The following is a 25,315-nucleotide window of genomic DNA, read 5'->3' as shown; positions in this document are numbered from 1 at the left end:
GTATGTGGTGAGAAGGGGGTTACATGCGATTGAGGTTGAGTGAACGATGCCCACGCCTGCTGGCATCCGCAGCGGCATTGCTGGCCACCATCGCGTTAGGGAGTTATTCGGAAACATCGATCGCCTCGCAGGGCGCAGCGACGTCTCATCAAACACAGGCGCCCTTGCAGGAGCCGCAGGACACCGGGTCGTTGAACCGGCTGCGGTTGCTCAGCGAGGAACAGTATCTCAACACCGTTCGCTATGTATTCGGGCCCGACGTTGCGCCTGAGCCGCACTTCCCGCCGGCACAGCGTCGCGATGGTCTGCTCGCGCTCGGATCTTCGATTACAGGCGTGACCACCGCGCAGCTCGAGCTCTATCAGAAGGCTGCGGTGACGATTGCCAACACCGTGGTCGATCCGAAATATCGCGCCTTTCTCATTACCTGCAAGCCTCGCAACGAGAAGAAGGCGGACAAGGCTTGCGCCAGCCAGTTCCTGAAAGAGAAGGGACGGCTGCTGAACCGCCGCCCCTTGACCCGAAACGAGCTCGACGCGTTCGTCGCCGAAGCAAACAAGACCGCCGATCAGCTCAAGGATTTCTACGTAGGCATCGGCGTCGCGCTCGAAGCCATGCTGGTGAGCCCGAACGTGTTGTTCGTCGCTGAGGCTACGGAACCGGATCCCGCGCGTCCCGGTCGCCAACGTCTCGACGCCTTTTCGCTCGCCACACGCATGTCGCTATTTCTGTGGAATGCGGCGCCAGACGACAACGTGCTGAAGGCCGCCGAGAGCGGCGAGATCCAGACGCCCGAGGGCCGGGCGCGCGTGGTCGACATGATGCTTTCAAGCCGCCGGCTCGATGCGGGCGTGCGTGCCTTCTTCGACGACATGTTCGGGTTCGACGATTTCAATTCGCTGTCCAAGGACCCGGCGACCTATCCGCAATTCACGGGCCAGGTGGCGCAGGATGCGCGCGAGCAGACGTTGCGTACCATCGTCGATCACCTGGTCAACAAGCGCGGCGATTACCGTGATTTGTTTACAACGCGCGAGACCTTTATTTCTCCAGCGCTCGCTGTGCTCTACGGCGAGCCCGCGCCCGCTGGCTGGACGCCGTACACCGACCCACCCGACAGCCCCCGCGCCGGACTGTTGAGCCAGGTCAGCTTCCTCGCACTACATTCGCATCCCACGCGGTCTTCTCCGACTCTGCGCGGCAAGGCGCTGCGTGAGACCTTGCTGTGCCAGCGCGTGCCGCCGCCGCCGCCCAACGTCGATTTTTCGGCGGTCGATAATCCGGACTCGCCGTTCGCGACCCAGCGTGAGCGCGTCGCCTTTCATCTGAAGAACCCGGTCTGCGCCGGCTGCCACAAGATCACGGATCCGATGGGCCTGGCGCTCGAGAATTTCGACAGCAGCGGTCGTTTCCGCGAAGAGGAACGGGGCAGCAAGATCGACGCGAGCGGCACGCTCGACGGCAAATCGTTCTCCGGCGTGGTGAGCCTCGGGAAGGTGCTGCATGACAATCCGGGCCTTACGTCATGCCTGGTGCAGCGGATTTACAGCTACGGCGCCGGCGGCGCGGTTCGTCCGGAAGACAAGAAAACGCTCGAATATTTCAATGCGCGCTTCGCGGAAGCGGGCTATCGCGTGCCGGACCTGCTGCGGACCATCGCGCTCAGCAATGCATTTTCGGAAATCGTCGCGCCGAAGTCGCCGGCGCCCGCTGTGACGACAGCCAGCGCCACGAACTGACGAATGAGGGGGAACAAGCGATGACAAAACTCACACGCCGCCGTGTTCTGCGCGGAATACTCCAGGGCGGAGCCGTCTCGGTCGGATTGCCGCTGCTGAATTGCTTTCTCAACGACAACGGCAACGCGTATGCGGACGGAACGCCGCTGCCGGTTCGTTACGGCACCTGGCTCTGGGGCCTGGGCATGAGCAAGAACGTGTTCGTGCCGAAGAAGACGGGGCCGGGCTACGATCTTCCCGAGGAGCTGGTCGCACTCAAGAACGTGCGCGATCAAATCAATCTCTACACCAACCTCACTGCCTTTCGTGACGGCGCGTTCTTCTGCCACTTCACCGGTTGGATGGTGTTCCGCTCCGGCACTTCGCCCACGGTCGCCAACCAGGCGCCATCGGAGACGCTCGACGTCATCGTCGCGAATCAGATCGGCCGCACCACGCGCTTCAAAAACCTGACGGCCACGGCAACCGGCGACGTGCGCACTGTCGTGTCCTACGAGAATGCCAACACGCCGAACTCGCCGGAGTTCTCGCCGCTGAATTTCTACAGGCGGCTGTTCGGCCCGGATTTCCAGGATCCGAACGCTCCCACGTTCTCGCCGAGCCCGCTCATCATGGCGCGCAAGAGCGCACTGTCGGCGGTCAACGAGCAGATCAAGGGGCTCGAGCGGCAGGTGGGCGCCGAGGATCGGCAGCGGCTCGATCAGTACTTCACGGGCCTGCGACATCTCGAGCAGCAGTTCGATCATCAGTTGACCAAGCCCGAGCCGCGCGCGGCCTGCGTGGTGCCGAAGGAGCCGGAGGATCCGAAACTCGGCAACGAAGCGAGCCTGGTGGCCGAGCGTCACAAGATGATGACCGATCTGCTGGTCATGGCAGTCGCCTGCGATCAGACGCGAGTGTTCAACATGGCCTACTCGAACGCACAGGCCAACACGACCAAGCCCGGTTATGAGAAGCCGCATCATACGACGACGCACGAGGAGCCGACCGATGCGCAACTCGGCTACCAGCCCAATGCGTCGTGGTTCCTGCGCCGGTCGATGGAGTCGTGGGCTTATTTCGTCGAGGCCTTCAATAGCGTGAAGGAGGGCGACGGCACGCTGCTCGACAACTGTCTGATCATGGCCAACACCGACGTGGCCAATGCGCGCATCCACTCGCTCGAGGAGATGCCCGCGTTCACTGCCGGCAGGGCCGGCGGCAGGATCAAGACCGGCATGCACATCGACTGCAAGGGGGCGCAAGGAACCCAGCTCGGCTTTACCACAATGAAGGTCATGGGCCTGGATATTCCCTCGTGGGGAACCAAGAGCAACCAGACCAGCAAGGTCATCAGCGAGATTCTGGCCTGATCCGCGGTTGCGGATCGGATCGGTGTCGGCTGTATCAAGGGGGATAGATGCGCGAGATAGTTGCCCTGATGGGCGTGCTGGCTGCGGCGTTTGTGATGTTGCCTGCGGAGGCGAACAACAGGCAGTTGTTAGAGGACTACGTGCGCGAGCCGATGCCGCGCGGCTTCAAGGTGATCGTGGCCGAATTCGAAGGGCCGGTGTTCGCCGATGCGAACGGCAAGACGCTCTACAGTTGGCCGATCACCAATTTGCGCAACGGCGATGCCGGCGAGCAGAAGGGCAAGCCTACCTGCGACGATCACAAGTACACGGAGAATGCCGGCCTGATGAGCCCGTACCCGGGCGGACTGGAACTGCCGGAGGTCGAGACCCGGCCCAGCTGCACCGATGTCTGGCCACCGGTACTCGCCAAGCCTGGCGCGGAGCCGGTTGGAAAGTGGACGATCCTCGAACGCAAAGACGGTAGTAAACAGTGGGCGTACGATGGCTACGCCCTCTACACCTCTGTGCTCGATCGCGGGCCAGGCGATGTCTTTGGCGGCAGTGAATTGAGGGGCACCTCTGAAGCCGGCGCGCAGCGCAAGCCAGTGGGACCGCCGCCTAACATTCCGCCGCAGTTCGCGGTGCGTACCGTCGCGATGGGTCATCTTCTAACCATCGGCGCGACCGGACGCTCGGTCTACTATTCGGACCACGATGCACCGGGCAAGTCGAACTGCGATTTGAAGTGTCTGCACGATTGGTTGCCCGTGCTTGCGCCCGCGTCGGTCCGTCCGCAGGGCGACTGGTCCATCATCGAGAGCTCGCCCGGTGTGAAGCAGTGGGCGTTCCGCAAGATGCCTCTCTATACGCGCGCGTTGGACACGCGTGGCAGCAGCCTCGAGGGCAGCGATGAGCCCGGCTGGCACAACGCCTTCACGCAAATGGCGCCGCCGCCGCCCGAAGGCTTCACGGTGAATGACACGCACTCCGGTCAAGTGCTCGGTGACGCGAAGGGCATGACGATTTATATCTATAACTGCAATGACGATGCCGTCGACCAGCTGGCCTGCAACCATCCCGACACACCGCAGGCGTATCGGTTCGCCATCTGCGGCCGCGGCAATCCCGAGCTGTGCCTGAAGAATTTTCCTTACCTGATCGCGCCGAAGGATGCGCAGAGCGACAGCCACCTCTGGAGCACGCTGCATATCGATCCGAAGACAGGCAAGAAGGCAGCTCGCAACGCGCCGGATGCGTTGCATGTGTGGGCCTATCGCGATCGCCCGGTGTATTCCTGTGCGCGTGACAAAAAGCCCGGGGACATCGAGTGCGATACCTTTGGCGAGTTCAACGGCGCGCGCAACGGCTTCAAGGCATTTTGGTTGCGCGATGACTTTGGCGGCAATGCCGGTAGCGGGCGCTGAGAAAGAGGGGGAGTTTCCATGCAGCTTTATCGAACCATGAAACCGGCCTTGGCGAGCCTGCTGGGTTGCGCGCTCGGCGTAGCGACTGCGCAGGCTGCGGACAGCCCGTTACGCGGCGGTACGATCGGCTATGTGTTGACCGCCAAGAACGTAGCGATCTGGCAATCGCCGGACGGCAAGGTCGAGTGCCCGGAGGGCGTGAACGATGGGCCGCGCGAGCAGTTCAAGACGCTCTATCCGATGGACGCCGGCGTTCGTTATAAGTTCGTCGAGACGCAGCTCGAGCGCGAGGGGCAGATCTGGAACCCGACGACCGAGCCCGAGCCCAAGCTGCACTTCAAGGAAGCCCAGGGCACGACTGCGATCGGAATGAACCTGGACGGCAAGACCGGTCCGCGCGATTTCACCAGCCCTGACGGCGAGCCGGGCATCGACAATCAGATGTATCGGGTGCTCGGCTGCGTCGACAATTACCGCGGGCCCGATGGGTCCTATCGACACTTCATCCAGGACTACATGCGGAAGTTCAATTACAACCGCTTCCTGGTGGAGCTCACCAACGTCGACGATCTCACTAATGACGAGGACGTCGCGGTCACCCTTTATCGCGGCAAGGATCCACTCATCGTGGACACGCTCGGCGCGTACACTCCGGGCAGCACGCATCGAATCGACTTCCGCTGGGGCAAGAGCTTCATCTATCAGCTGCGCGGCAAGATCAAGGACGGTGTGCTGACCACCGAGCCGGCCGATGTGACTTTTCCCGAGTCACAGGCCCGCGGTGTGCCTTACCTCTCGGTGCGCGCCTGGCGCGTGAAGCTGAAGCTGACGCCGGAAAATGCCGAAGGCCTGATGGCGGGGTACACCGACATCGAGCGCTACTACAATTCGCTCGGCCAGAACTGGTCGACCCACCATCGCAGTTACGGCGCCGAGCCGATGACTTCCGAATACCGATCCATGCGCAAGAACGCGGAGGGCTATCCGGATCCAACGACCGGGGAGAACACGGCAATATCCATGGCGTGGGAGATCAAGTTCGTGCAAGCCTACATCCTGCATGAGGAGCGCGGCGAGCAGGCCATCTCCAGCCTGCGGGACGCGAGCCAGCGACCCGAAGCGGTGGGCGAATAACTCAATCGCACAATCGCGTGACAAGCGGGGCTAGGGGAGAAATTTGTCTTTTTGAGTCTCCCTTTCGCCAAAAAAAGTCCTCGTCTTGCGGCGACGATACAGCGTACTGGAGCCGTGGCGACGGCAATGTTTTCGGAGGGGAATGTTTTGAATAGAACCACCGCGCTGCCGAGGCTGGCCTGGGCAGGAATTGCGTTCGTCGGGACCTTGTTGCCCATCAGCAGTTTTGCCGATGACCAGGACGTGAGGGACTATCGCTCCCATATCATGAAGACCATGGGCGAGCAGTTCGCCGCGCTCAACCAGATCTCCAAAGGCAAGGTGCCGGCTGCGGATGTGGCTACCCAGGCGGAAGTGCTCCGTATCACCGCTGGCGTGGCCAAGGTCGCCTTCACGCCGAAGGTCCTGGGCGGTGAAGCCAAGCCCGAGGTCTGGGACAAGTGGGACGATTTCTCCAAGCGCCTGGACGAATTGGTCGCTGCCGCGACCGATGTGTCGAAGGCCGCCAAGCAAGGCGGCGTGGCGGCGGTGACGCCGAAGCTCAGCAGTCTGTCCTGCAAGGGCTGTCACGACGTTTACCGGGTGCAAAAGAAATGAGGCCAGTACGAATGATCCGTGCAAGCAAAGCAGCCGCTGTCGGCATCATCCTGGGCGTGACGATGCTGTTGCCCATGGTCGGTCATACCGATGACAAGGATGTGGTGGACTACCGCCAGCACATCATGAAGTCGCTGGAGCATCAGACTGCCGTGCTCGGGCAGATTCTCTCCGGCGCCGGGCCTGCAGAAAACACCCTGGCGCATATGGAAACATTGGCATTGACGGCCTCCGTCGCGCTGAAGTCGTTCGAGGCCAAGGTGCCGGGCGGCGCGGCCAAGCCCGAGGTCTGGAAGGACTGGGCGGATTTTTCCAAGCGCATGAAAGAATTCGCGGAGAAGTCCGCGGAAATGGCCAAGGTCGGACGCGAGCAGGGCGTCGATCAGGCGGCGATGCTGGTGATCGAAGCGTTGCCTTGCAAGGGTTGTCACGATGTCTATCGTGACGAGAAGAAGATCTGACGCTGTTCTCCAGTAGCGGCGCGAGGGGGTTGTGAGATGTCAAAAATGACGCGGCGTGGATTGTTTCAAGTGACTTTGGCTGGAGCCGTGGCGTCGGTCGCCGGCGTGGCTCGGGCGCAAGGCGAACAAGCCTGCCTCGATGGAAAAATGAATGAAGGCCTGGCGACGGCGTTGAACTTCACGGAACAATCGCCCAAGGCCGATCAAAAGTGTGGCGGCTGTGGTTTGTACGACGGTGGCGCGGCCGCCTGCGGCCATTGTCAGATATTCAGTTGTAACGTCCCGGCCACGGGGCATTGCGATTCGTGGTCTCCCAAAGGCTGACACACCGAAGAATCATCAGCGCCAATCATGCGATGTTTGCGAAAGCCGCCGTACTGGCTCTCGGGAGTACTGGGCGTCGCCGTCCTCACGGCGCTCTTCGCCGGCCGGGCAGTGGATGCCGATGATTCGAGTCAGCGTTCGGGTGCAAGTGCAACCAGCGGCGCGGACGCTCTGGTTGAACGTGGACGCTACGTGGCGCTGGCGAGTAATTGCGCCAGTTGCCATACGCGTCCCGGCGGGGCTCCTTATGCGGGCGGCGTGAAGTTCGAAACGCCGGTCGGCGTCATCTATTCCTCCAATATCACTTCCAGCATCGAACAGGGCATCGGCAAGTGGACGGCGGACGACCTGCGGCGTGCTCTGCATGAGGGCGTAGCAGCTGACGGAGATCGGTTGTTTCCTGCGTTTCCATATACCTCGTTTACGCAGATGACCGACGAGGATGTGGATGCACTGTACGCTTACATGCGCACAGTGGCGGCCGATGAATATCAGCCGCCAGCCAACGATTTCGTGTTCCGACTGCGTTGGGGCATGGCCGTCTGGAATGCGCTGTTCTTCGAGCCCGCACGCTTCCAGCCCGATCCGAAACAAACCCCGGAATGGAATCGCGGCGCGTACCTGGTGGGGGCGTTGGGTCATTGCGGAGCTTGTCATACGCCTCGCAGCACATTCATGGCGGAACAGTCGGACAAGGCATATCAGGGCGGCACGCTGCGTGAGTATGTCACTGCCGACAAAGTGCGAGATTGGGCCGCCGTGAATCTCACGTCCTCGGCCGACGGTCTCAAGACATGGTCGGTGGACGATCTCACGAAGTACTTGCATACAGGCTTCAGTCTGCGCGGCGGCGCTTGGGGGCCGATGAATGACGTGGTGGGCAACAGCACTTCCAAGCTGACGCTGGAGGATGCTCGCGCCATGGCCACCTATATCAAGAGTCTGCCTCCGAAAAGTCCGCCGGAAGGCGAGCAGGCGGTGACGCCAGTGACCGCGGAACAGGCCGCATTGGGACAAGTCATCTATAAGGATCGTTGTGAGAAGTGCCACGGCGCTTCCGGACGAGGCGGCATGTTTTCTGGACCGCCGTTGGCAGGCAATCCCACGGTTCAATCCGCCGATCCCGATTCGCTCATCAATGCCGTTTTGTATGGTGCTACGCCAGCCCACGGCATGAAACTCGGCGCATGGGAAACCATGAAGCCATACGCGGATGTATTGAGCGATACAGACATTGCCAATGTAGCGAACTATGTGCGCGGCTCTTGGGGTAACGCTGCGCCGGCAGTCGATGCCGCTCGGGTCGCCAAGCAGCGCTGAGCCGAACGTTTCTTCGATGTTGTTCTCACTCTAGTCGCTGACTGAATCCCATCCGCTCACGCATAGGCTACTTTCCGCCGACGAGATTTTCCCGATCGGCAAAATTCTGCCGATCGTCGTACGCATTCTCCACGACGCAAAGCGCGGGCATTCAAAGATTCTCGTGCTCCTCACTGCGACTCCTGGCCCGCACGCGCGTGGCATGGCGATTGCAACTTCGTTAGTCGGGCACAGACGACGCGCCTGCTGGGCAAGCCGTGGTCTGCGGGCCCAACAAATAATCGATATGCGCGCAGGCCGCGCCGAACTAACGAGAGGGGGAACTCTGATGCTTCTATCCAGAACGGCTCGTCGCCGCGCGAAAGTCTGGGCGGTATCGACGGCCAGCGCCACTGCGCTTGCCGCCGTGGCCGTCACGAACGTGCAAGCGCAAGAGGTCGCCGCTGCAACGATCGACTCGGTCGTCGTCACCGGTTCGCGAATTACACGTGACGGCTATGAAGCGCCGACGCCAGTTTCGGTGCTGGGCGCAGATGAGCTCAACGCGTTGAACACGGTGAACGTCGCCGATGCGGTGAATGTCCTGCCGGCGTTCTCGGGTTCGGCGAGCCCGCGTTCGGCGAACGGCAATCTTTCCACCGGCGCAACCGGCGTGAGCCAGCTCAATTTGCGCGGCATGGGCACGAACCGGACGCTGGTCCTGCTGGACGGCAAGCGCTATATCAATGCGGCGCTCACCTCGGGCAACAGCGCCCCGGACATCAACTCCTTCCCGAACGCTTTGATCGAGCGTGTCGACGTCGTGACCGGCGGCGCCTCGGCGGCTTATGGCTCGGACGCTTTGTCCGGCGTCGTCAACTTCGTGATCGATCACGACTTCACCGGCTTCAAGGGTGAAGTCCAAACCGGCATGACCAAGTACGAAGACGACAAGAGCATCAGTGCGCAGCTGAGCTACGGCACGCCGTTCGCGGACGGCCGCGGCCATCTGCTTCTCTCGGGCGAGCATACGCAGAGCGACGGTATCGACGGCACCAACGATCGTCCGTGGGCCAGATTGCCTGCAGCGGTCATTCGCAATCCGGCTTACGCCGAGGGTAACGGTCAGCCGCAGTACGTCGTTCGTCGCGATGTCGGTCTCTCCTCGGGTACGCCGGGCGGCATCATCACGACCGGGGCTCTCAGAGGCACCTATTTCGGGCCGAACGGCCAGGTTCTTACCGGCTACGACTTCGGCGCCAACGTCGGCAACAACTTTCAAGAGGGCGGCGATTGGGAATATTCGCGCATTGAAAACGGCATCGACATTGCCGGCAGCGTCAAACGCACGGTCGGGTACCTCCGCACCAGCTATGACCTGACCGACAACGTCAACGCGTACCTCGAAGGGCAGTATTCGGCGACCAGCACGACGAATACCGCCAATCCGAACCGCCGCCTGGGCAATAACACCATCAGTATCGATAACGCCTTCCTGCCGGAGTCGCTGCGTCAGCAGCTGCTGGATGCCGGCCAAACATCCTTCAGGATGGGCAGTACCAACGCCGACATGGGACGCTTCAAAGGCGATTACAGCCGTTCCGTGTACCGGGTTGCCGGCGGCCTCGATGGCACGTTTGGCGCGTGGGGCACGGACTGGACCTGGAACACCTATGTCCAACATAGCGAAACCGACCTGAAGCCGCGGACCTACAACAACGGCATCACGCCGAACTATCTGAAGGCGCTCGATTCGGTCATGGTCAATGGCGCTCCGACCTGCCGCGTGAACGCGGACGCAGACCCGGCCAACGACGACGCAGCCTGCGTGGCGTACAACCCGTTCGGCATCGGTGTGAACGACCGGGCGGCGCTCGATTACGTCATGGGCGTGTCCGTCCGTAATGAAACGCTCGAACAGGATGTCGCTGCCGTCAATATGAGCGGCGAGCCGTTCAATTCGTGGGCCGGTCCGGTGTCGCTGGCAGTCGGCGCCGAGCATCGCATCGAAAAAGTATCGGGCTGGGCCTCCGAGCGCGATGAGGCGACCCAATTCTTCGCGGGCAACTACAAGGCGAGCCACGGCAAATTCCATGTCACCGAAGGCTACGTTGAAACCCTCGTGCCGCTGGCGCGCGATCTGAAGTTCGCGCAAGAGTTCGATCTGAACGCCGCCGTGCGCGCGACCGACTACTCGACCTCCGGCTATGTCACGACCTGGAAGGGCGGTCTGACGTGGCGGCCGATCGAAGATCTGCGCTTCCGCTTCACTCGTTCACGCGACATTCGTGCGCCAAACCTTGGCGAGCTGTTCACCGCCGGCCAAACGGGTTCGGGCACCTTTTTGGTGGATAAGCTGCGCCAGAATCCGGACGGCAGTTATGAGACCAATCCCAACGGCTACTCGCTCACCCGCGGCAACCCGGATCTCAAACCCGAGGAAGCGGACACGACCGGCTTCGGCGTGGTGATGGCGCCGCGATTCCTGCCAGGCTTCCAGATGGCGATCGACTACTACAACATCGACGTCACAGGTTCGGTGCAAGCGCCGGGCGCGCAGAAGGTGATCGACCTCTGCGCGGCGGGAAATGCGACGCTTTGCAACTCGCTCCTGCGCGACGACCAGGGTCGGCTCTTCATGGTGATCACTCAGCCGCAAAACCTCATCGGGCAACAAGCCAGCGGCATCGATGTCGAAACGAGCTATCGCTTCCCGATGTCCAGCCTCGTCAGCGCCTTGAGCGGCGACATGGTGATCCGCGCGATGGCCAGCCGCGTGTTGAAGCTCGAGACCGAGGATACCGATGGCACGGTTTACGATGGCAATGGCGTGGTCGGCGATTGGGCCGGCATTTCGCCTTACGATGGCCTGACTTCGCCGAAGCTGCGCGGCTTCCTGTCGGTCGGGTACAAAGGCGATGCGTTCACGCTGACGACGATCGTTCGCTACACCGGTCCCGGCGTGTACGCCAACGGCTTCATCGAGTGCGCCACCGATTGCCCGGCGCCCAACCCCGATGGCACGCCACTTCCTCCGACCATCGAGAACAACGATATCGCCGGCATGACGACGATCGATCTGTCCAGCTCCTACAAGTTCGAGAGCTTCGAGCTGTTCGGCACGATCGAAAACCTGGCCAACAAGCAGCCGCCGATCATTGGCGGAAATCTCACCTCGGCCCACTGGTCAGGTCAGGGCAACGCTGACTACGACCGCATTGGCCGTCAGTACCGCATGGGTGTACGGTTCACGTTCTAGAAGAACCGGCGGCGTAATGCGCATGTGGGCGAAGTCGGCGATCCCGACTTCGCCCGCTTCGCCAGCCCACAGGCCAACTTCAAATATTTCGTATCAGGGGTTTAGTAGTGCGTTATTTCATGGTGACAGGCGTTGCGCTGACGTTATTCGCAACGGCAACACTGACTCCGCAGCCTGCCTGCGCCTCCAACCCGGGCGTGCAGGAAAAGGGCGGCCTGGACCTCACCGGCCCGTATGAAGTCGTGGTCGGCTGGTTCAAGCCGGGCATCGAAGGCTGGAATCAGCGCGTCGTGTCCGTGAACGCCGAAGACCCGAACCGTGTCTTCATCGGCGCCGTCGACCGGAACGACACCCGCGAAGGTCACCCGATGCTGTCCGCCGATGGCAAGGTGATGAAGGACAAGACCACTGTCGTCCGCGACAACAACAACTTCGACAAGGGCGACGTCAACAACATCATGGTGCTCGATGCCGACGGCAAGGTCATCGAGAACTGGTCGCAGTGGAACAGCGAAGTTTCGATCGCGCATCACATCGTCATCGACCCTTACGATCCCGCGCACGCCGTGTGGGTGGTCGACCGGTTCAATCACCGCATCCTGAAGTTCAGCAACGACGGCAAGCAGTTGCTGCTGAAAGTCGGTGAGAAGGGCGTGCCCGGCAATGACGAAAACCATTTCCACGATCCCGCCAGTCTCGCCTTCCTGCCGGATGGCTCGTTCTATGTCGCGGACGGCTACACCAACTCGCGCGTCGTGAAGTTCGACAAGAACGGCAAATATCTGATGTCGTGGGGCACCAGGGGCTCGGGCCCGGGCCAGTTCAAGCTGGTTCACTCCGTGGCTGTCGATGCCAACCGCGTCTATGTCGCCGACCGCAGCAACGATCGGATCCAGATCTTCGACCACAACGGCAAGTTCCTGGACCAGTGGCCGAACACAGCGCGCGTGACCCGTGTGATGACGACGGACGACAAGCGCGTGTGTGTGTCCGCTACACAGTATGGCCGTTATGCCTGTTATGACCTCAATGGCAAACTGGTGTCCCAGTGGGGCACACTGGGCGACGCGCCGGGCGTCAGCGACAATGCGCACCAGATCGATGTCGACAACGAAGGCAACTTCTATGTCGCCGACGCCAACAACAACCGCGTGCAGAAGTTCGTGCCGAAGAAGAGCGCCAGCAAGGCGCAGCTCATCGGCAAGGAGCTCGTGTTGAAGAAGTAGCCGGGAGGTTGAAAATGCGTAGCCTTTGCGTCCTGCTCAGTGCGGCATTCGTTCTTTGGAGCCAGTCGGGCGCCGCGGCGGACCCGTCCGACCCGAGTATTTCCTATCCCGGGGCCGTCGCTCTATCGCAGAGCTCCAGCGGCGCCTGGGGCTATAAATCCTTCCCTCAACTCCTGCCGCTCTACATTTTCAAAGGTGAGCCCGCCGGCCGTTCGCTGTGCGATCGAGATTGCACGGCGGTGTGGCCGATCGTTCGAGCGGAGCGGACCGACAAGCCCGTGGGGCTGTGGACCATCGTGAAGCGCGACGATGGCCGTTTGCAGTGGGCTTACAAGAACAGTCCGGTGTACACCTATTTCGAGGACCGTCCCAACGATGCGAAAGGGGTCGGGAAGAACATGGACTGGTATCTGGACGAGCGCGGGTACGCTTATCTCACAAGCGTAGGCGTCACCATGTCACCGCCGCTGGTAGATGCGAAAGCCAAAAAAGCCAACAAGACCCAGGCAACGGCGCAGCTGCTACAGCCGTAGCGATGAGGTCGGCAGGCCGCCGAAGCGTTGATAGATGTCCGGGCTCGGCGGCGGCAGGCGACCGCTCATGGTCTGAACCGATTCGGATAAATATCGCTCCGAAATCTGAAAAGCCTTGATGTACAAGCGCCTGCACAGCTCGAGAGCATCGGCGCCCGCCCAGCCCGCAGGCAGCAGCCGGTTCGGCAGCAAAGGGTCCCGCAAATAAATCTTGCGGTACTCGTGCAGCAGCAAGGTGCGCAGGACATACGCCGTTTCGCCGACAGCTCCAGAGATATCCGCCACAGTTGCAGCCTGATCCACCGGCTCGAACATCGCTATGAACCGCCGGTATCGCCGCGCGAGCTCGGCAAGGTCCCAGCATCTGGCAACGAGCGTCGCCTCCGACTCACGTTCGACGGCGCCGCCTTGAAACACGATGAGCTGGTTGTTCGCGCCGAGCTGCGCAAGTTCTTCTCTGACGGTATCCGCTGCGTGAGTCGGGCGTGCGAACACGCCGGAGCTCGCCTCGCCAAAATTGAGCCAGCGCAATTCGTCGCTCAGTTTCTCACGTGCCTTGCGCTCCAGTGTTCCCGAGAGGATGACGAGGGTCCACGCGCCGTTCCATGAATCGATCGGCGCGGAGTAAATGCGATGAGTCGCCTCCGCGAAGCGTCCGCGCCCGTTCGCACTGAGGGTGTAGTAGCTCGATCTGCCGCTGCGTATCGAGGTCACCCAGTCGTCGTTGGCGAGCCGGCCGACAGCAGTGCGAGCCAGTCGCTCGTTTATGCCAAACAGGCGCGCCAAAGCGATCAGGCTGGCAAGAGCGATGGATCCACCGCGCGGGGCGATGGCGTCGCCAAGGATAGTCACGAGCAGCGAACCGGCGCGCAGCGGCTGCTGCCGGCGAAAGCCTGTGAGAATCGCTTGGATTTGTGCGGCTGGCTGAGTGCGACAGGAGTCCATGGCGCAGCGACGATAAGCTCGCTTGCGTTCGTGCGCCAGCAGCTCGCCGTTCGACGCCCCGCTTTCCCCCGAAAGAAATAGACGAAGGTCCGCGGTCCTGGTGATGTCCTGGCGTCAAGAATGAGCCTGGACTGGCTTAAATGATGCTCGCCGGACGCTTTTTTTCGGAGAAAGTCACGCTTCGCGATTGGTAGAGTCGACCAGCCAAAGGACCGTCGCCCGCGCCTGCGAGTTTTCGGTCGTTTGAGATAAGAGAAGAATTTCAGGGGGATTTGAACTTATGACGTCGACGGTAAATCGGCTTGCCACTAACGGTCGTGCAGTTAATGGTTTGCTCAGGGCGGCTGTTCGCACGACATTGGCTGCGGTCTGCACCACCCCACTGATGGTGGCGGGCGCCTACGCTCAGGAGGCGGCATCGAGAAACGATGTAGCGGCCCAGACACTCCAGGAAGTCACGGTGACCGGTTCCCGCATCAAGCGGGAAGGATTCGAGGCTCCGACGCCGGTGGCGGTGATCAGCACCGAGGCGCTGGAGGCCAACGCAACATCGAACCTCGCCGACACGCTCAACACCATGCCGAATTTCCAGGGCAGCGCCACCCCGCAGTCTTCGGTGGTCACCGTGACTTCCGGCACGCAGGCGGTCAATGGCTTGAACATCGGCGGCCTGGGCGTGACCCGCACGCTGACCTTGGTCAATGGCCAGCGCACCGTCGGCTCGACCTTGGAAGGCACGGTCGACGTGAGTGAGTTGCCACAGCAGCTGATTACGCGCGTCGATGTAGTGACCGGCGGCGCTTCCGCAAGCTACGGCTCGGATGCGTTGACCGGTGTCGTCAACTTCGTGCTCGACACCAAGTTCACCGGTTTCAAGGCCGAAGCTTCCGCCGGCACGACCAATTACAACGACAACGATAACTGGAAAGGTTCGCTCACCTTCGGCACGACTTTCGCCGATGGGCGAGGCCACATCATCGCCAGCGGCGAAGCGAGCGACGATGAAGGCCTGCTGGTGGCCAAGCGGCCGTGGAACAACTACGGCTATGGTTTCGTCAACAACCCGGCCTTTACCGCGACCAACGGTCAGCCGCGGCTGATCTTCGGAGATCAATTCAGCCTGGCGACGGCTTCCTGGGGCGGCATCATCAACAACACCCGCGGCCAGATCGCGAGTTTGCCGCAGGGCTCCACCATCATGTTCGGGCCTGGCGGCGAGCAGATTCCGGTCAATTACGGACCGCTCATCAGTGGCGCGGTGATGTCGGGAGGGGACTGGAACAATCCACTGCTGCAAGTGGGCAACCAGAAAGGCGGCGCCGGCCTGACCCCCGATCAGCAGCGCCAGAATCTGTTCCTGCGCACCAGCTACGATCTGGAAGGCGGCGGCGAAGTTTACTTCCAGGCCTCTTACGGCCACTTGGAATCGTTTTCGGCCAGCGTGCCGGTATTTTATAAGTTGAGCTGGAACGTTCCCGGCGATAACGCCTTCATTCCGGCGAATATCGCCACAGCCGCCAACTGCAATACCGGCAGCAGCGCGACCTGTTTCAACTTCGGCACCATCAATGGCGACATTGGCGGTCAGCATCCCATCACCGAGCGATCGGTGTATCGCTTCCTGACGGGCATCGATGGCGGCTTCAATCTGTTCCAGACCGATTGGACCTGGGACGCCTATCTCTCCTACGGCCGCAGCACGCAGCACGTGATTTCCGGCAACACCATCAACCAGGTCAAGTACGACATGGCCATCGATGCCGTGCGTGATCCGAACGGAAACATCGTTTGCCGTTCGACGCTGGCCAATCCGAACAATGGCTGCGTGCCGCTGAACCTGTTCGGCCTCGGCGTCGCCAGTCCGGAAGCGCTTGCCTACGTCGGCGGCGATCCATGGAGCGCGGCGGAGCTGCGACAGACGGTCGGAGCCGTCAACGTCCAGGGTACGCCCTGGGAGGGATGGGCCGGCCCGATTTCGCTGGCCTTCGGCGTGGAACACCGCCGCGAGGAGACCGACGCTTCCTCCAATGATCTGGAACGCGCGGCGCCGGGCGTTTGCGCGCCCGACTCGACCAAGTCGAATGGCAGTTGCTGGTTCCTGGCCGCGGGCTTGCCGTATTCGGGCTCTTTCGCCGTGACGGATGTCTATCTCGAGACCAGCGTCCCGCTGGTGAAGGATCTGCCATTCGTCAGGGCTCTGGATCTGAGCGCTGCCGGGCGCGGCACTTATTACGATACGTTCGGTTCGACGGGCACCTGGAAAGTGGGTCTGAACTGGAATCCGTTCGACGATCTGCGTATCCGCATGGTGCGTTCGTTGGATATTCGCGAGCCGACGCTGATCGACATGTACCAGGGCGGCACCACGACCTCGAACAACATCACCGATAAGCGCGTCAACACCGCGAACATCACCTTTCAGTCCACCAATACCGGCAACCCGGATCTGCAGCCCGAGCGTGCCACCAACACGATCGTCGGCTTTGTGTACCAGCCGTCCTGGCTGCCGCGGTTCAACTTCTCCGTGGACTATTACGTGATCGACATCGAGCGGGGCGTGAACACGCTGTCGGCGCAACAGACCTATGATTCCTGCGTGATGGCAGGTATTCAGGAGGCTTGCGACGCCTACACCGTGAGCGGTTATCGCGATGTCACGGGCGCCGACGGAGTCGTGTATCAGGTGCCGACCCAGATCACCAGCATGAACCTGGTGCCGCACAATTCGACCGGCCGCAAAGCCGAGCGCGTGGAGATCGCGGCCAGCTATCGCATGTCGGCGGACTCCATCATCAGCGGCTGGAATGGCGACCTCGCGTTCCGCGGTTCGGCGACGAATTACATCAAGGACCTCGAAGACGGCGGCATTCCGTATGTGCTGCCGAACGACCGGATCGGCAACAACTTCAGCGGCGGCTTGCCGCACTGGAAGTACCAGGTGCAGGCCATGTACGCGCTGGATCGCTTCAGCACGACGCTCACCATGCGCGGTGTGAGCTCTGGCGTTTACAGCAACCTGTGGATCGAGTGTCAGACGGATTGCCCGACATTCCCCGGTGGCCCGGCCGGTTCGCAGGCGGCGGTCGATGCGGCGAACTACGTCACGACCACCAGGAATCACATTGCCGGCGCGATCTGGTGGGACCTGGGAATGAACTACAAGCTCGGCTTCGAGAAGACCGATACCGAGGTGTTCTTCAATGTCCGCAACTTGTTCGACAAGGACCCGGCCATCGCCGCACGTCAGCAGTCCGGTACCGGCTGGGATTTCTCGCCGTCGAATAGCGCTCTGTACGACGTGCTTGGCCGCTTCTATCGCGCAGGCTTCCGTGTGCAGTTCTGAAGCCTGAGATGTAGTGCAAACGTTCCGCGCTGTGATCCAGCGCGGAACGTCTTGTGAGGGATGACGAGCGGTCGTGTTGTTTCATTTGGGAGTCATGCTCTCGAGCATGACGAAGGGGGAGTAGGTGCAATCGGTTGAAACTCGACGGACCCGATCTTCAAGGGTGTTCGGCGGCGCGTTCTGGATGGGTGTGACGTGCGCTTTCGTGCTCGGCGCCGCCGGATGTGCCCACGACGTGACGGAGCAGCGCTCAGCCGATGTTCCAGCCGTTGCGGACCTGGGGCCGGTGGATGCCGGTAGCGTACCTCGCGTGCGCTTCATGACGGCTCAGCAGTACTCCAACGTCATTGCCGATGTGTTCGGCAGCGATATCCAGATAGGAACGCCCATTCCTCCCTTGATGCGCGCGCCGGATGGACTGCTGTCCACTACCGCAGGCTCAGTGGGCATCCCCGGTGGTCAGTTGATGCAGTTACAGCGCGCGGCTGCATCCATTGCCGCTCAAGTGGTGGACAAAGGTGACATCGGCAAAGAGTTGCCGGCACATCGCTCCTATCTCGTACCGTGCAAGCCGAAGGCGGAGAACGCTGCCGACGACGCGTGCGCGGAGAAGTTCATTCGTTCCACCGGCCGGCTGCTGTTCCGTCGTTCGTTGGACGAGGCGCAAGTCGCCGGTTGGGTCGGCGAGGCGCGTGCAGCCACCGAGCACCTGAAAGATTTCTACGCCGGATTGGCGAGCGTGCTCGAGGGCATGCTGATCGATCCGATGGTGCTGATGGTGGCCGATACCACCGAGCCGGACCCGGCGCGTCCCGGACAGCGCCGTCTCGATGCATATTCGATGGCCTCGCGCCTGTCGTTCTTCCTCTGGAATTCAGTACCGAACGATGCGGTGCTGAAGGCCGCCGAAAGCGGTGAGATCCAGACGCCCGCCGGCCGCGCCCGCGTGGTCGAGATGATGCTGTCCAGCCCGCGTCTGGAGAACGGCATTCGTGCGTTCTTCGACGATATGCTCGCCTACGACAAGTTCGACTCTCTGGCGAAGGACGGAATGGTCTACTCCAGGGAAAGCGGCGCGGTGTTGAAAGATGCTCGCGAGCAGACCTTGCGTACGGCCTACGATCATCTGGTCGTGCGCAATCGCGACTACCGGGATTTGTTTACTACGCGCGACACCTTCATGTCGCCGGCGCTGGCGTCGGTCTACAACGTCCCCGCCGTTCCGGGTTGGGCGCCTTATTCCTTTCCCGAGGATAGCCCGCGTCAGGGCATCTTGAATCAAGTGAGCTTCCTGGCGCTGCATTCGCACCCGGGCCGTAGCTCGCCGACGCTGCGTGGCAAGGCTCTGCGCGAGACGCTGCTGTGTTCGGTCGTGCCGCCACCGCCGCCCAACGTCGATTTCTCCGCTGTCGAAGACCCGGATGCGAACCTGCACACCGCACGTGAGCGGTTGACCGCCCATCGCAGCAATCCAGTGTGCGCGGGCTGCCACAAGATCACCGATCCCATCGGCCTCGCGATGGAGAATTTCGACGGCGCCGGACAGTATCGAACCAGCGAAGGCGGCGTGACCATCGACGCCAGCGGCAGTCTGGACGGCAAGGAGTTCAACACCCCGCAAGGTCTGGCTCACGCCCTGCGCGATCATCCGGGACTGCCCACCTGCCTGGTCAGGCGCATGTATGGCTATGGCGTGGGTGGAGCGACCACCACGCTCGACAAGCCCCAACTGGACTTTCTCAACCAGCGTTTCGCGGCGTCCGGCTATCGGGTTCCCGATCTGCTGCGGGCCATTGCGTTGAGTCCTGCCTTTGGAAATGTTGCCGAACGTCCCGCTGCGCCGCTGCCGGCGATCAAGACCACGAGTCTGGCGGCGCCCGGTGCTGCGGTTGAATGAGCTTCAGGAGATAACTCAAATGAAAGATCTCTCTCGACGCCGGGTCCTGCGCGGCATGTTCAATGGCGCGGCCGTGTCCGTCGCTCTGCCGCTGTTGAATTGTTTCTTGAACGACAACGGCACCGCGCTGGCGAGCGGTGCGCCCCTGCCACAGCGTTTCGGCACGTGGAGCTGGGGCTTGGGAATGAGCAAGTCCATTTTCGTCCCGAAGAAGACCGGTGCCGGCTTCGATCTGCCCGAGGAGATCGCGATGTTCGCGCCGATCCGGGACCAGATGAACCTGTACACCAACTACAACGCTTTCCGCGACGCCGCTCCCAACCTCTGTCACACCACCGGTTGGGTCATTCTCCGTAGCGGCAGCGCGCCTTTGAATCAAAATGCCAAGCCCGGCGAGACCATCGACGTGACCGTCGCCAAGAAGATAGGCACGACCACGCGTTTCCCGATGCTCACAGTGACCGCTACCGGCGATCCGCGCGACACGCAGAGCTATGAGAGCGCCACTTCGGTGAACAATGCCGAAGGTTCGCCGCTGGCGCTGTATGCGAGTCTGTTCGGCGCCGATTATCAGGATCCCAACGCCAAGGACTTCACGCCCAGCCCGAAGATCCTGGTGCGCAAGAGCGTTCTCTCCAACGTCAGCGAAGACGCCAAGAAGCTGATGACTCAGGTGGGCGCCGAAGACAAGGCGCGCATCGACCAGTATTTCACCAACCTGCGGGAGCTCGAGCGTCAGCTGGATCGGCAGCTGCAAAAGCCCGAGCCGCGGGAAGCCTGTGTCAAACCCAAGCTGCCGCCGGAGTTGGCCACCGGTGTGGACTTTGAGCTGGTGGCGCAACGGCACCGCTTGTTCACCGACCTGTTGGTCATGGCGGTGGCCTGCGATCAGACCCGCGTGTTCAACGCGACCTACTCGAAGTCGTTCTCGTCCACGACCAAGCCGGGCTATGAGAAGCCGCACCACACGGCCTCGCATGAAGAGCCGATGGATCCGAAGCTGGGTTATCAGCCGATGGTGTCCTGGTTCCTGCGCCGTGGCTTCGAGGAGTGGGTGTACTTCGTGCAAGCGTTCTCGAAGGTCAAGGAAGGCGACGGAACGCTGTTGGACAACATGCTGATCTATGCATCCACGGATCAGTCCTTCGCCAAGATTCACTCCATCGACGGCTTGCCCATGTTCTCTGCCGGCCGCGCCGGCGGCAGGATCAAGACCGGCTTGCACATCGATGGCGCTGGCACGCCCGGCACGCGCCTGGGTTACACCATGATGAAGACACTGGGTGTCGATATTCCATCGTGGGGGACGCAGTCGAATAGCACGTCGAAGGAAATCAGCGAGATTCTGGTCTAGCGTCGTGGGGGTCGAGAGAATGAGACTGACAGTGGGAGTGACGGGGATCCTCCTGGCGTTGGGCATGAGTAGTGCGTCGGCGGCGGAGTCCTCCGCCCGTGAGGCCTATGACAAGGTGCCGATGCCGCCGGGATTCAAAGTGATTTCCACCGAGCTGGAAGGGCCGGTGTTCGCGGATTCGCGGGGGCGCACTTTATATAAATGGCCCATTGCCTCACTGCGTAACGGCTATGCCGGCGATCCGAAGGACAAGTCGGTTTGCGAGGACAAGGTCACGACCAAGACGGGCGGTTTCATGAGTCCTTATCCGGGAGGGTTGGATCTTCCGGATCTGGATAAGCGCAAGAGTTGTGTGGCGCTGTGGCCGCCGGTGGTCGCGGATGCGAAGGCGAAGCCGGTGGGCGACTGGACCATCGTCAAACGTAGCGATGGTACTTTGCAGTGGGCCTACGACCATCAGCCGCTCTATACCTCGCACCTCGATCAATCTCCCGGAGACACGCTGGGCGGCACCACCCTGTTTCGCAGGGGCGGCGATACTCCGGCCGAGCGCACGCCGGTCGGACCGCCAACGGCTTTGCCGCCGGGCTTTCGTGTCGAAGGCACGCTCAACGGCCGACTGTTGGTGAACGACAAACGCTACTCGGTCTATGTTTCCGACCAGGACGGACCGAACAAGTCCAACTGCACGACGGACGTTTGTTTGCAGCGCTGGCTGCCGGTGCTCGCCCCCGAAACGGCGCAGCCGCAAGGGGAGTGGTCGGTTGTCCAGCGTTCGCCCGGAGTGCGGCAGTGGGCCTTCCGCAAACAGCCGCTGTACACCTACAGCCGCGACACGCGCATGATGAGCTATGACGGAAGTGACGAGCCGGGCTGGCACAACGTGTTCGCACAGGGCGGACCGAAGCATCCCAGGTCGTTTACCGTCCAGAACACCACCTATGGCGATGTGCTTGCCGAACGTAACGGCAAGACGGTGTATTTCTATACTTGTGGCGACGATTCTTCGGATCAGTTGTCCTGCGATACCTTGGAGAGCCCACAACAATATCGTATGGCTATCTGCGGCGGCGGCGATTGGGCGCGCTGTCATCAGCTATGGCATTTCGTGCCGGCGGCCGCCGGTGAGAAAAGCGACAGCCGCATATGGTCGATCATCTCGGTTGACCCGACCACCGACCGCCAGGTGTCCGCCGGGCAGGCTGGGTCGGTGCGTGTCTGGGCCTTCCGCGGACGGCCGGTGTACACCTATTCGGGCGACAAAGAACCCGGCGAATTCCGCGGCCATTCGATGGGCGAGTGGCAGGGGCGCCGCAACGGTTTCCGGGCGTTTTGGCTGCGGGTGATCTGATATGCGACACGTAACAAATAAGTTGGCGGCGCTCGCGGTGACGAGCTTGATGGCCAGTGTGGCCCTGGCCGATGGTAGCGGATCGATAGCAGACACGCGCACCATCGGCTACGTCACCACGGACCTGCATTGGGCTTTTCACCAGACCCAGGATGTGGACAAGGACTGCCCGGAAGGATTGGCAGGCTATGGGCCGCGAGAAACCTTCAAGGAGCTTTATCCGAACGGCGGCCCGGTCGAAAAGACCCAGCTGGCCCGGGAGAGCCTGAAGTTCTTCCCGACAGACAAGCCGATGCAGTTCCCTTACATCTTCTCCAAAGAAAGGATCGGTGTCGGCGTGAACCTGGATGGCAAGGTCGGACCGAACGACTTCGTCAGCGCAACGGGTGAGCAGGGCATCGATAACGCGCTTCAGAAAGTTCTCGCATGCAATGCGCAGTTCCGCCGGCCGGAAGGCCAGCTGCAACTGTTCGGTAACAAGTTCGTCCGTACCTCGACCTGGAATCGCACCCTGATCGAGATCACCAACGTCGACAGTCTGACCCGATCGGACAACGTCGCAGTGACCATCTATCGCGGCCGTGATCCGGTATTGCTGGACGCCACGGGCGAAGGCGTGGCTCCGGGCGGCACGCAGCGCGTCGATATGCGCTGGGGCAAGCCGATCATCCAGCATCTGAAGGGCAAGATCGTCGATGGCGTGCTGACCACGGAGCCGATCAAAGCCGGAATCTATCCTTGGGCAATTTATAACGATGTGCCGACGCTGCTGAATTGGCGCGACATGCGTCTGAAACTGACGCTCACGCCGGAGCGCGCGAATGGCCTGATCGCCGGTTATATGGACGTGGAGAGCTATTACACGTGGCTGATCGCCTGGTCCACTCACCACCTGTCTTATGGCCGCCTGGATCCGGCGGAGTTCTACTGGGCGCTGCGCAAGATGGCCGATGCCTATCCGAATGAGAAAGGCGAGATGACCGCCATTTCCTCGGCGCTCACGCTCGATATGGTCCAGGCATTCATTACGCATCCCGACGCCGACGAACAGAAGCTGTCGGATGCCAAGCATTGAAGTTGGTTTCACACGGGAATTTTTTGAACTATGCGTGGTTATCGTAGTGCGGCGCTGGTCGCTCTGACTCTGTTGTCTGGTGTTGCCTCGATGCAGGCGGAGCCTGCACGCGCCGACGTGTCCAGCTCATCCATCGAGCTCGAATATATGACGTGGCCGGAGTTGAAAGCCGCCCTCGCGGCCGGCAAGACTACGGCGCTCTTCTATACCGGTGGCGTTGAGCAGCGTGGCCCGCAGAACGCACTCGGCGGCCACAACATGATGGCGCGACCCATCGTGAAGGCCATCGCCGAGAAGCTTGGCAACGCCATCGCGATGCCTGTGCTGCCGTTCTCGCCGACGGGCATGTCGGCTGATCTGCCGGGTAGCCTCGATCTGCCCGTGGGGTTGCTCGGGCCCGTGCTGGAGCAGCTTGCGGAGGACGCCATCGTGAGCGGCTTCAAGACTGTCATTTTGATGGGCGACAGCGGCGGTGGTCAGGGACCGGACGGCGTCTATGCGTCCGTCGCGAAGAAGCTGGATGACAAGCACAAGGCCAATGGCGTGCGTGTGTTCTACGCGAACGAGAGCTACACCAAAGCCAACCGCGAGTTCAGCGACATACTCGTCAAGGAAGGCTATCCGCAAGGGGCGCATGCCGGCATCCTCGACACTTCGTTGATGATGTATCTCGATACCGATAACAAATATGTGCGCCGTGACCAGATCGCGAATGCGCTCGGCGATCCTGTGCGCCCGCGCGGTGAGAAGCCCGACCCCGGCTACAAGCCGGTGAACAACGGCATCACCGGCGACGCGCGCCGCTCGAGTGTGGAGATCGGCAAACGTTTCTTCGACCATAAGGTCGAGACAGCGGTGAAGCAGATCAAGGCGCTCCAGGCCAGCCGCTGAGCTGTTTCGTAAGCCGCTTTCCGCTTAAGGTATTTTACCGATCGGCAGGATTCTGCCGATCGTCCTGAGCATTCCTCGTCCCGCACCGGGGTCCCTGGCCTTCAGGGGCGTGGCATGGGGATTGCAATCTCGCTAGTCGAGCGCGCAAGCCGGCGCGCTCAATTAATAACTTGATATGCGCGCAGTCCGCATCGCGTGCGGTCGCGCTGAACTAGCGAGGGGGACTCTGATGATTCGGTCTGATCGTAATTGGTCGGCTCGCACTACGATGCAGTTCAGAAAGGGCGCGTACCCCAATGCGTGGGCTGTGGCAGATGTCCGCCGCTTGCGAGAGCTTGCCGGGCAAGGGATATCGCCAGGGCAGGCGGCCAAGCTGCTACGCCGTTCCGAATCGGCGGTTCGCAACAAGGCCTGCCAGCACGGCATCTCATTTCAGCGGCAGGTGCAGTTGGGCCTGAGGCGTGAAGCGGCGAGAGTTTCATAGAATCGAGCGAATTCAAGTCATGCGCGTGAGCTGGGTGTACTTCAGCCGCCAATGACCGTTCTCCTTGGTCCAGACGTGCACGATCCGAACTCGGCGGTCCTGTCGTTTGCCATCCTGCGTCCAGGTGAGATGCAAGCGCCCCGCTGACAGCGCGGTATCGCCCCAGATCTTCTGCACCGGTTCTTCCATCACGTACGGATCGAGCTTGAATCCTGGAACGGTGAAGTCGGCCAGATAAGATTGTTTGTTTTGCAGCGTCGAGTCGGAGTTCACCAGCAGGTAGTCGTCGGCGACAAGCTTCCCGAGCGCGACGATATCGTTGCGGAAGGTCGCCTGCTCATGCTGCTTGATCGCTGTGGCGAGATCGGGTGGCAGGTCGGCAGTCCCTGCTGGCGCAGGCTCTGCGGCGCCGGCGATTCCCGCAACTAACGTCGGCGCGATCACGGCCATCCCGAGCAGGGTTCGTCGCGGCAAGTCGGCGCTGTCATCAAGTCGGCTTCGCATGAGTCCCCTCTGGCCTTGTATGGCCGCACCGAATCGAGCGTGCCGCAGATCCTGGTGTTTTCAAAGGTCCATTCTCCCTGTCCTTCGTAATACCACTTCGAACGACGACGCCCCCGACCCAACAGTTGCGGTACCGCTAAC

19 protein-coding genes are annotated in these 25,315 nt (G+C 61.5%); 17 read left to right on the top strand and 2 right to left on the bottom strand.

The features are described 5' to 3' along the window. Positions 1 to 23 precede the first annotated feature (23 nt). From GYH35_RS24060 to GYH35_RS24010, 11 genes are all read left to right on the top strand, one after another. On the top strand, positions 24 to 1,739 hold the full coding sequence (locus GYH35_RS24060) for a DUF1588 domain-containing protein (protein ID WP_161829686.1): 1,716 nt from the start codon (positions 24 to 26) through the stop codon (positions 1,737 to 1,739). Positions 1,740 to 1,759: 20 nt separating this feature from the next. Continuing rightward, entirely contained in the window at positions 1,760 to 3,091 is a 1,332-nt protein-coding gene (locus GYH35_RS24055) for a DUF1552 domain-containing protein (protein WP_161811887.1), read from the top strand. A 47-nt stretch (positions 3,092 to 3,138) separates the two neighbouring features. Continuing rightward, entirely contained in the window at positions 3,139 to 4,497 is a 1,359-nt protein-coding gene (locus tag GYH35_RS24050) for a COG4315 family predicted lipoprotein (RefSeq protein WP_161829685.1), read from the top strand. An 18-nt stretch (positions 4,498 to 4,515) separates the two neighbouring features. Continuing rightward, positions 4,516 to 5,631, top strand: a complete 1,116-nt coding sequence (locus tag GYH35_RS24045) for a hypothetical protein (protein ID WP_202624588.1) — start codon at positions 4,516 to 4,518, stop codon at positions 5,629 to 5,631. A gap of 147 nt (positions 5,632 to 5,778) precedes the next feature. After that, the gene (locus tag GYH35_RS24040; protein ID WP_161829684.1) at positions 5,779 to 6,228 is read left to right on the top strand and encodes a c-type cytochrome; all 450 of its coding nucleotides are present in this window, start codon (positions 5,779 to 5,781) and stop codon (positions 6,226 to 6,228) included. Positions 6,229 to 6,239: 11 nt separating this feature from the next. Further along, entirely contained in the window at positions 6,240 to 6,689 is a 450-nt protein-coding gene (locus tag GYH35_RS24035) for a c-type cytochrome (protein ID WP_161829683.1), read from the top strand. 36 nt (positions 6,690 to 6,725) lie between these two features. Then, positions 6,726 to 7,013 carry a high-potential iron-sulfur protein gene (locus GYH35_RS24030; RefSeq protein WP_161811891.1) on the top strand — a complete coding sequence of 96 codons (288 nt, stop codon included), beginning with the start codon at positions 6,726 to 6,728 and terminating at the stop codon, positions 7,011 to 7,013. A gap of 27 nt (positions 7,014 to 7,040) precedes the next feature. Then, a complete protein-coding gene (locus tag GYH35_RS24025) occupies positions 7,041 to 8,333 on the top strand; it encodes a cytochrome c (protein ID WP_161829682.1) in 1,293 nt (430 codons plus the stop codon). Between the two features lie 328 nt (positions 8,334 to 8,661). Beyond that, on the top strand, positions 8,662 to 11,571 hold the full coding sequence (locus tag GYH35_RS24020; RefSeq protein ID WP_161829681.1) for a TonB-dependent receptor plug domain-containing protein: 2,910 nt from the start codon (positions 8,662 to 8,664) through the stop codon (positions 11,569 to 11,571). A 107-nt stretch (positions 11,572 to 11,678) separates the two neighbouring features. Then, positions 11,679 to 12,797 carry a peptidyl-alpha-hydroxyglycine alpha-amidating lyase family protein gene (locus GYH35_RS24015; RefSeq protein WP_161829680.1) on the top strand — a complete coding sequence of 373 codons (1,119 nt, stop codon included), beginning with the start codon at positions 11,679 to 11,681 and terminating at the stop codon, positions 12,795 to 12,797. Between the two features lie 14 nt (positions 12,798 to 12,811). Beyond that, positions 12,812 to 13,330 carry a COG4315 family predicted lipoprotein gene (locus tag GYH35_RS24010; protein WP_161829679.1) on the top strand — a complete coding sequence of 173 codons (519 nt, stop codon included), beginning with the start codon at positions 12,812 to 12,814 and terminating at the stop codon, positions 13,328 to 13,330. Here GYH35_RS24010 and GYH35_RS24005 read toward each other — a convergent pair. Beyond that, positions 13,319 to 14,275, bottom strand: coding sequence for a PaaX family transcriptional regulator (locus GYH35_RS24005; RefSeq protein WP_161829678.1), 957 nt, complete (start codon positions 14,273 to 14,275; stop codon positions 13,319 to 13,321). The genes GYH35_RS24010 and GYH35_RS24005 overlap by 12 nt on opposite strands. Positions 14,276 to 14,735: 460 nt before the next feature. On the opposite strand from GYH35_RS24005, the gene GYH35_RS24000 reads away from it, so the two are divergent. The 6 genes from GYH35_RS24000 (at position 14,736) to GYH35_RS23975 (ending at position 24,186) form a co-directional block, all read left to right on the top strand. Beyond that, positions 14,736 to 17,618 (top strand): TonB-dependent receptor domain-containing protein, encoded by a 2,883-nt coding sequence (locus tag GYH35_RS24000; protein ID WP_161829677.1) that lies wholly within the window; start codon positions 14,736 to 14,738, stop codon positions 17,616 to 17,618. Between the two features lie 124 nt (positions 17,619 to 17,742). Further along, a complete protein-coding gene (locus GYH35_RS23995; RefSeq protein WP_161829676.1) occupies positions 17,743 to 19,515 on the top strand; it encodes a DUF1588 domain-containing protein in 1,773 nt (590 codons plus the stop codon). A gap of 19 nt (positions 19,516 to 19,534) precedes the next feature. Beyond that, positions 19,535 to 20,869 carry a DUF1552 domain-containing protein gene (locus GYH35_RS23990; RefSeq protein ID WP_161811899.1) on the top strand — a complete coding sequence of 445 codons (1,335 nt, stop codon included), beginning with the start codon at positions 19,535 to 19,537 and terminating at the stop codon, positions 20,867 to 20,869. A gap of 64 nt (positions 20,870 to 20,933) precedes the next feature. After that, positions 20,934 to 22,220: a COG4315 family predicted lipoprotein gene (locus tag GYH35_RS23985; protein WP_202624586.1), complete on the top strand. Its 1,287-nt coding sequence runs from the start codon at positions 20,934 to 20,936 to the stop codon at positions 22,218 to 22,220. Between the two features lies 1 nt (position 22,221). Then, the gene (locus GYH35_RS23980; RefSeq protein ID WP_161829675.1) at positions 22,222 to 23,295 is read left to right on the top strand and encodes a hypothetical protein; all 1,074 of its coding nucleotides are present in this window, start codon (positions 22,222 to 22,224) and stop codon (positions 23,293 to 23,295) included. A 30-nt stretch (positions 23,296 to 23,325) separates the two neighbouring features. Continuing rightward, positions 23,326 to 24,186: a creatininase family protein gene (locus GYH35_RS23975; RefSeq protein WP_161811901.1), complete on the top strand. Its 861-nt coding sequence runs from the start codon at positions 23,326 to 23,328 to the stop codon at positions 24,184 to 24,186. A 496-nt stretch (positions 24,187 to 24,682) separates the two neighbouring features. Here GYH35_RS23975 and GYH35_RS23970 read toward each other — a convergent pair whose 3' ends face one another. Beyond that, the gene (locus GYH35_RS23970; protein ID WP_161829674.1) at positions 24,683 to 25,174 is read right to left on the bottom strand and encodes a nuclear transport factor 2 family protein; all 492 of its coding nucleotides are present in this window, start codon (positions 25,172 to 25,174) and stop codon (positions 24,683 to 24,685) included. Positions 25,175 to 25,315: the final 141 nt, after the last annotated feature.

Origin of the sequence: Steroidobacter agaridevorans (assembly GCF_009932555.1) — a bacterium.
Classification (GTDB): Bacteria; Pseudomonadota; Gammaproteobacteria; order Steroidobacterales; family Steroidobacteraceae; genus Steroidobacter; species Steroidobacter agaridevorans.
Note: the sequence above shows the minus strand (reverse complement) of the source record. Positions and strands in the feature narration are given on the sequence as shown.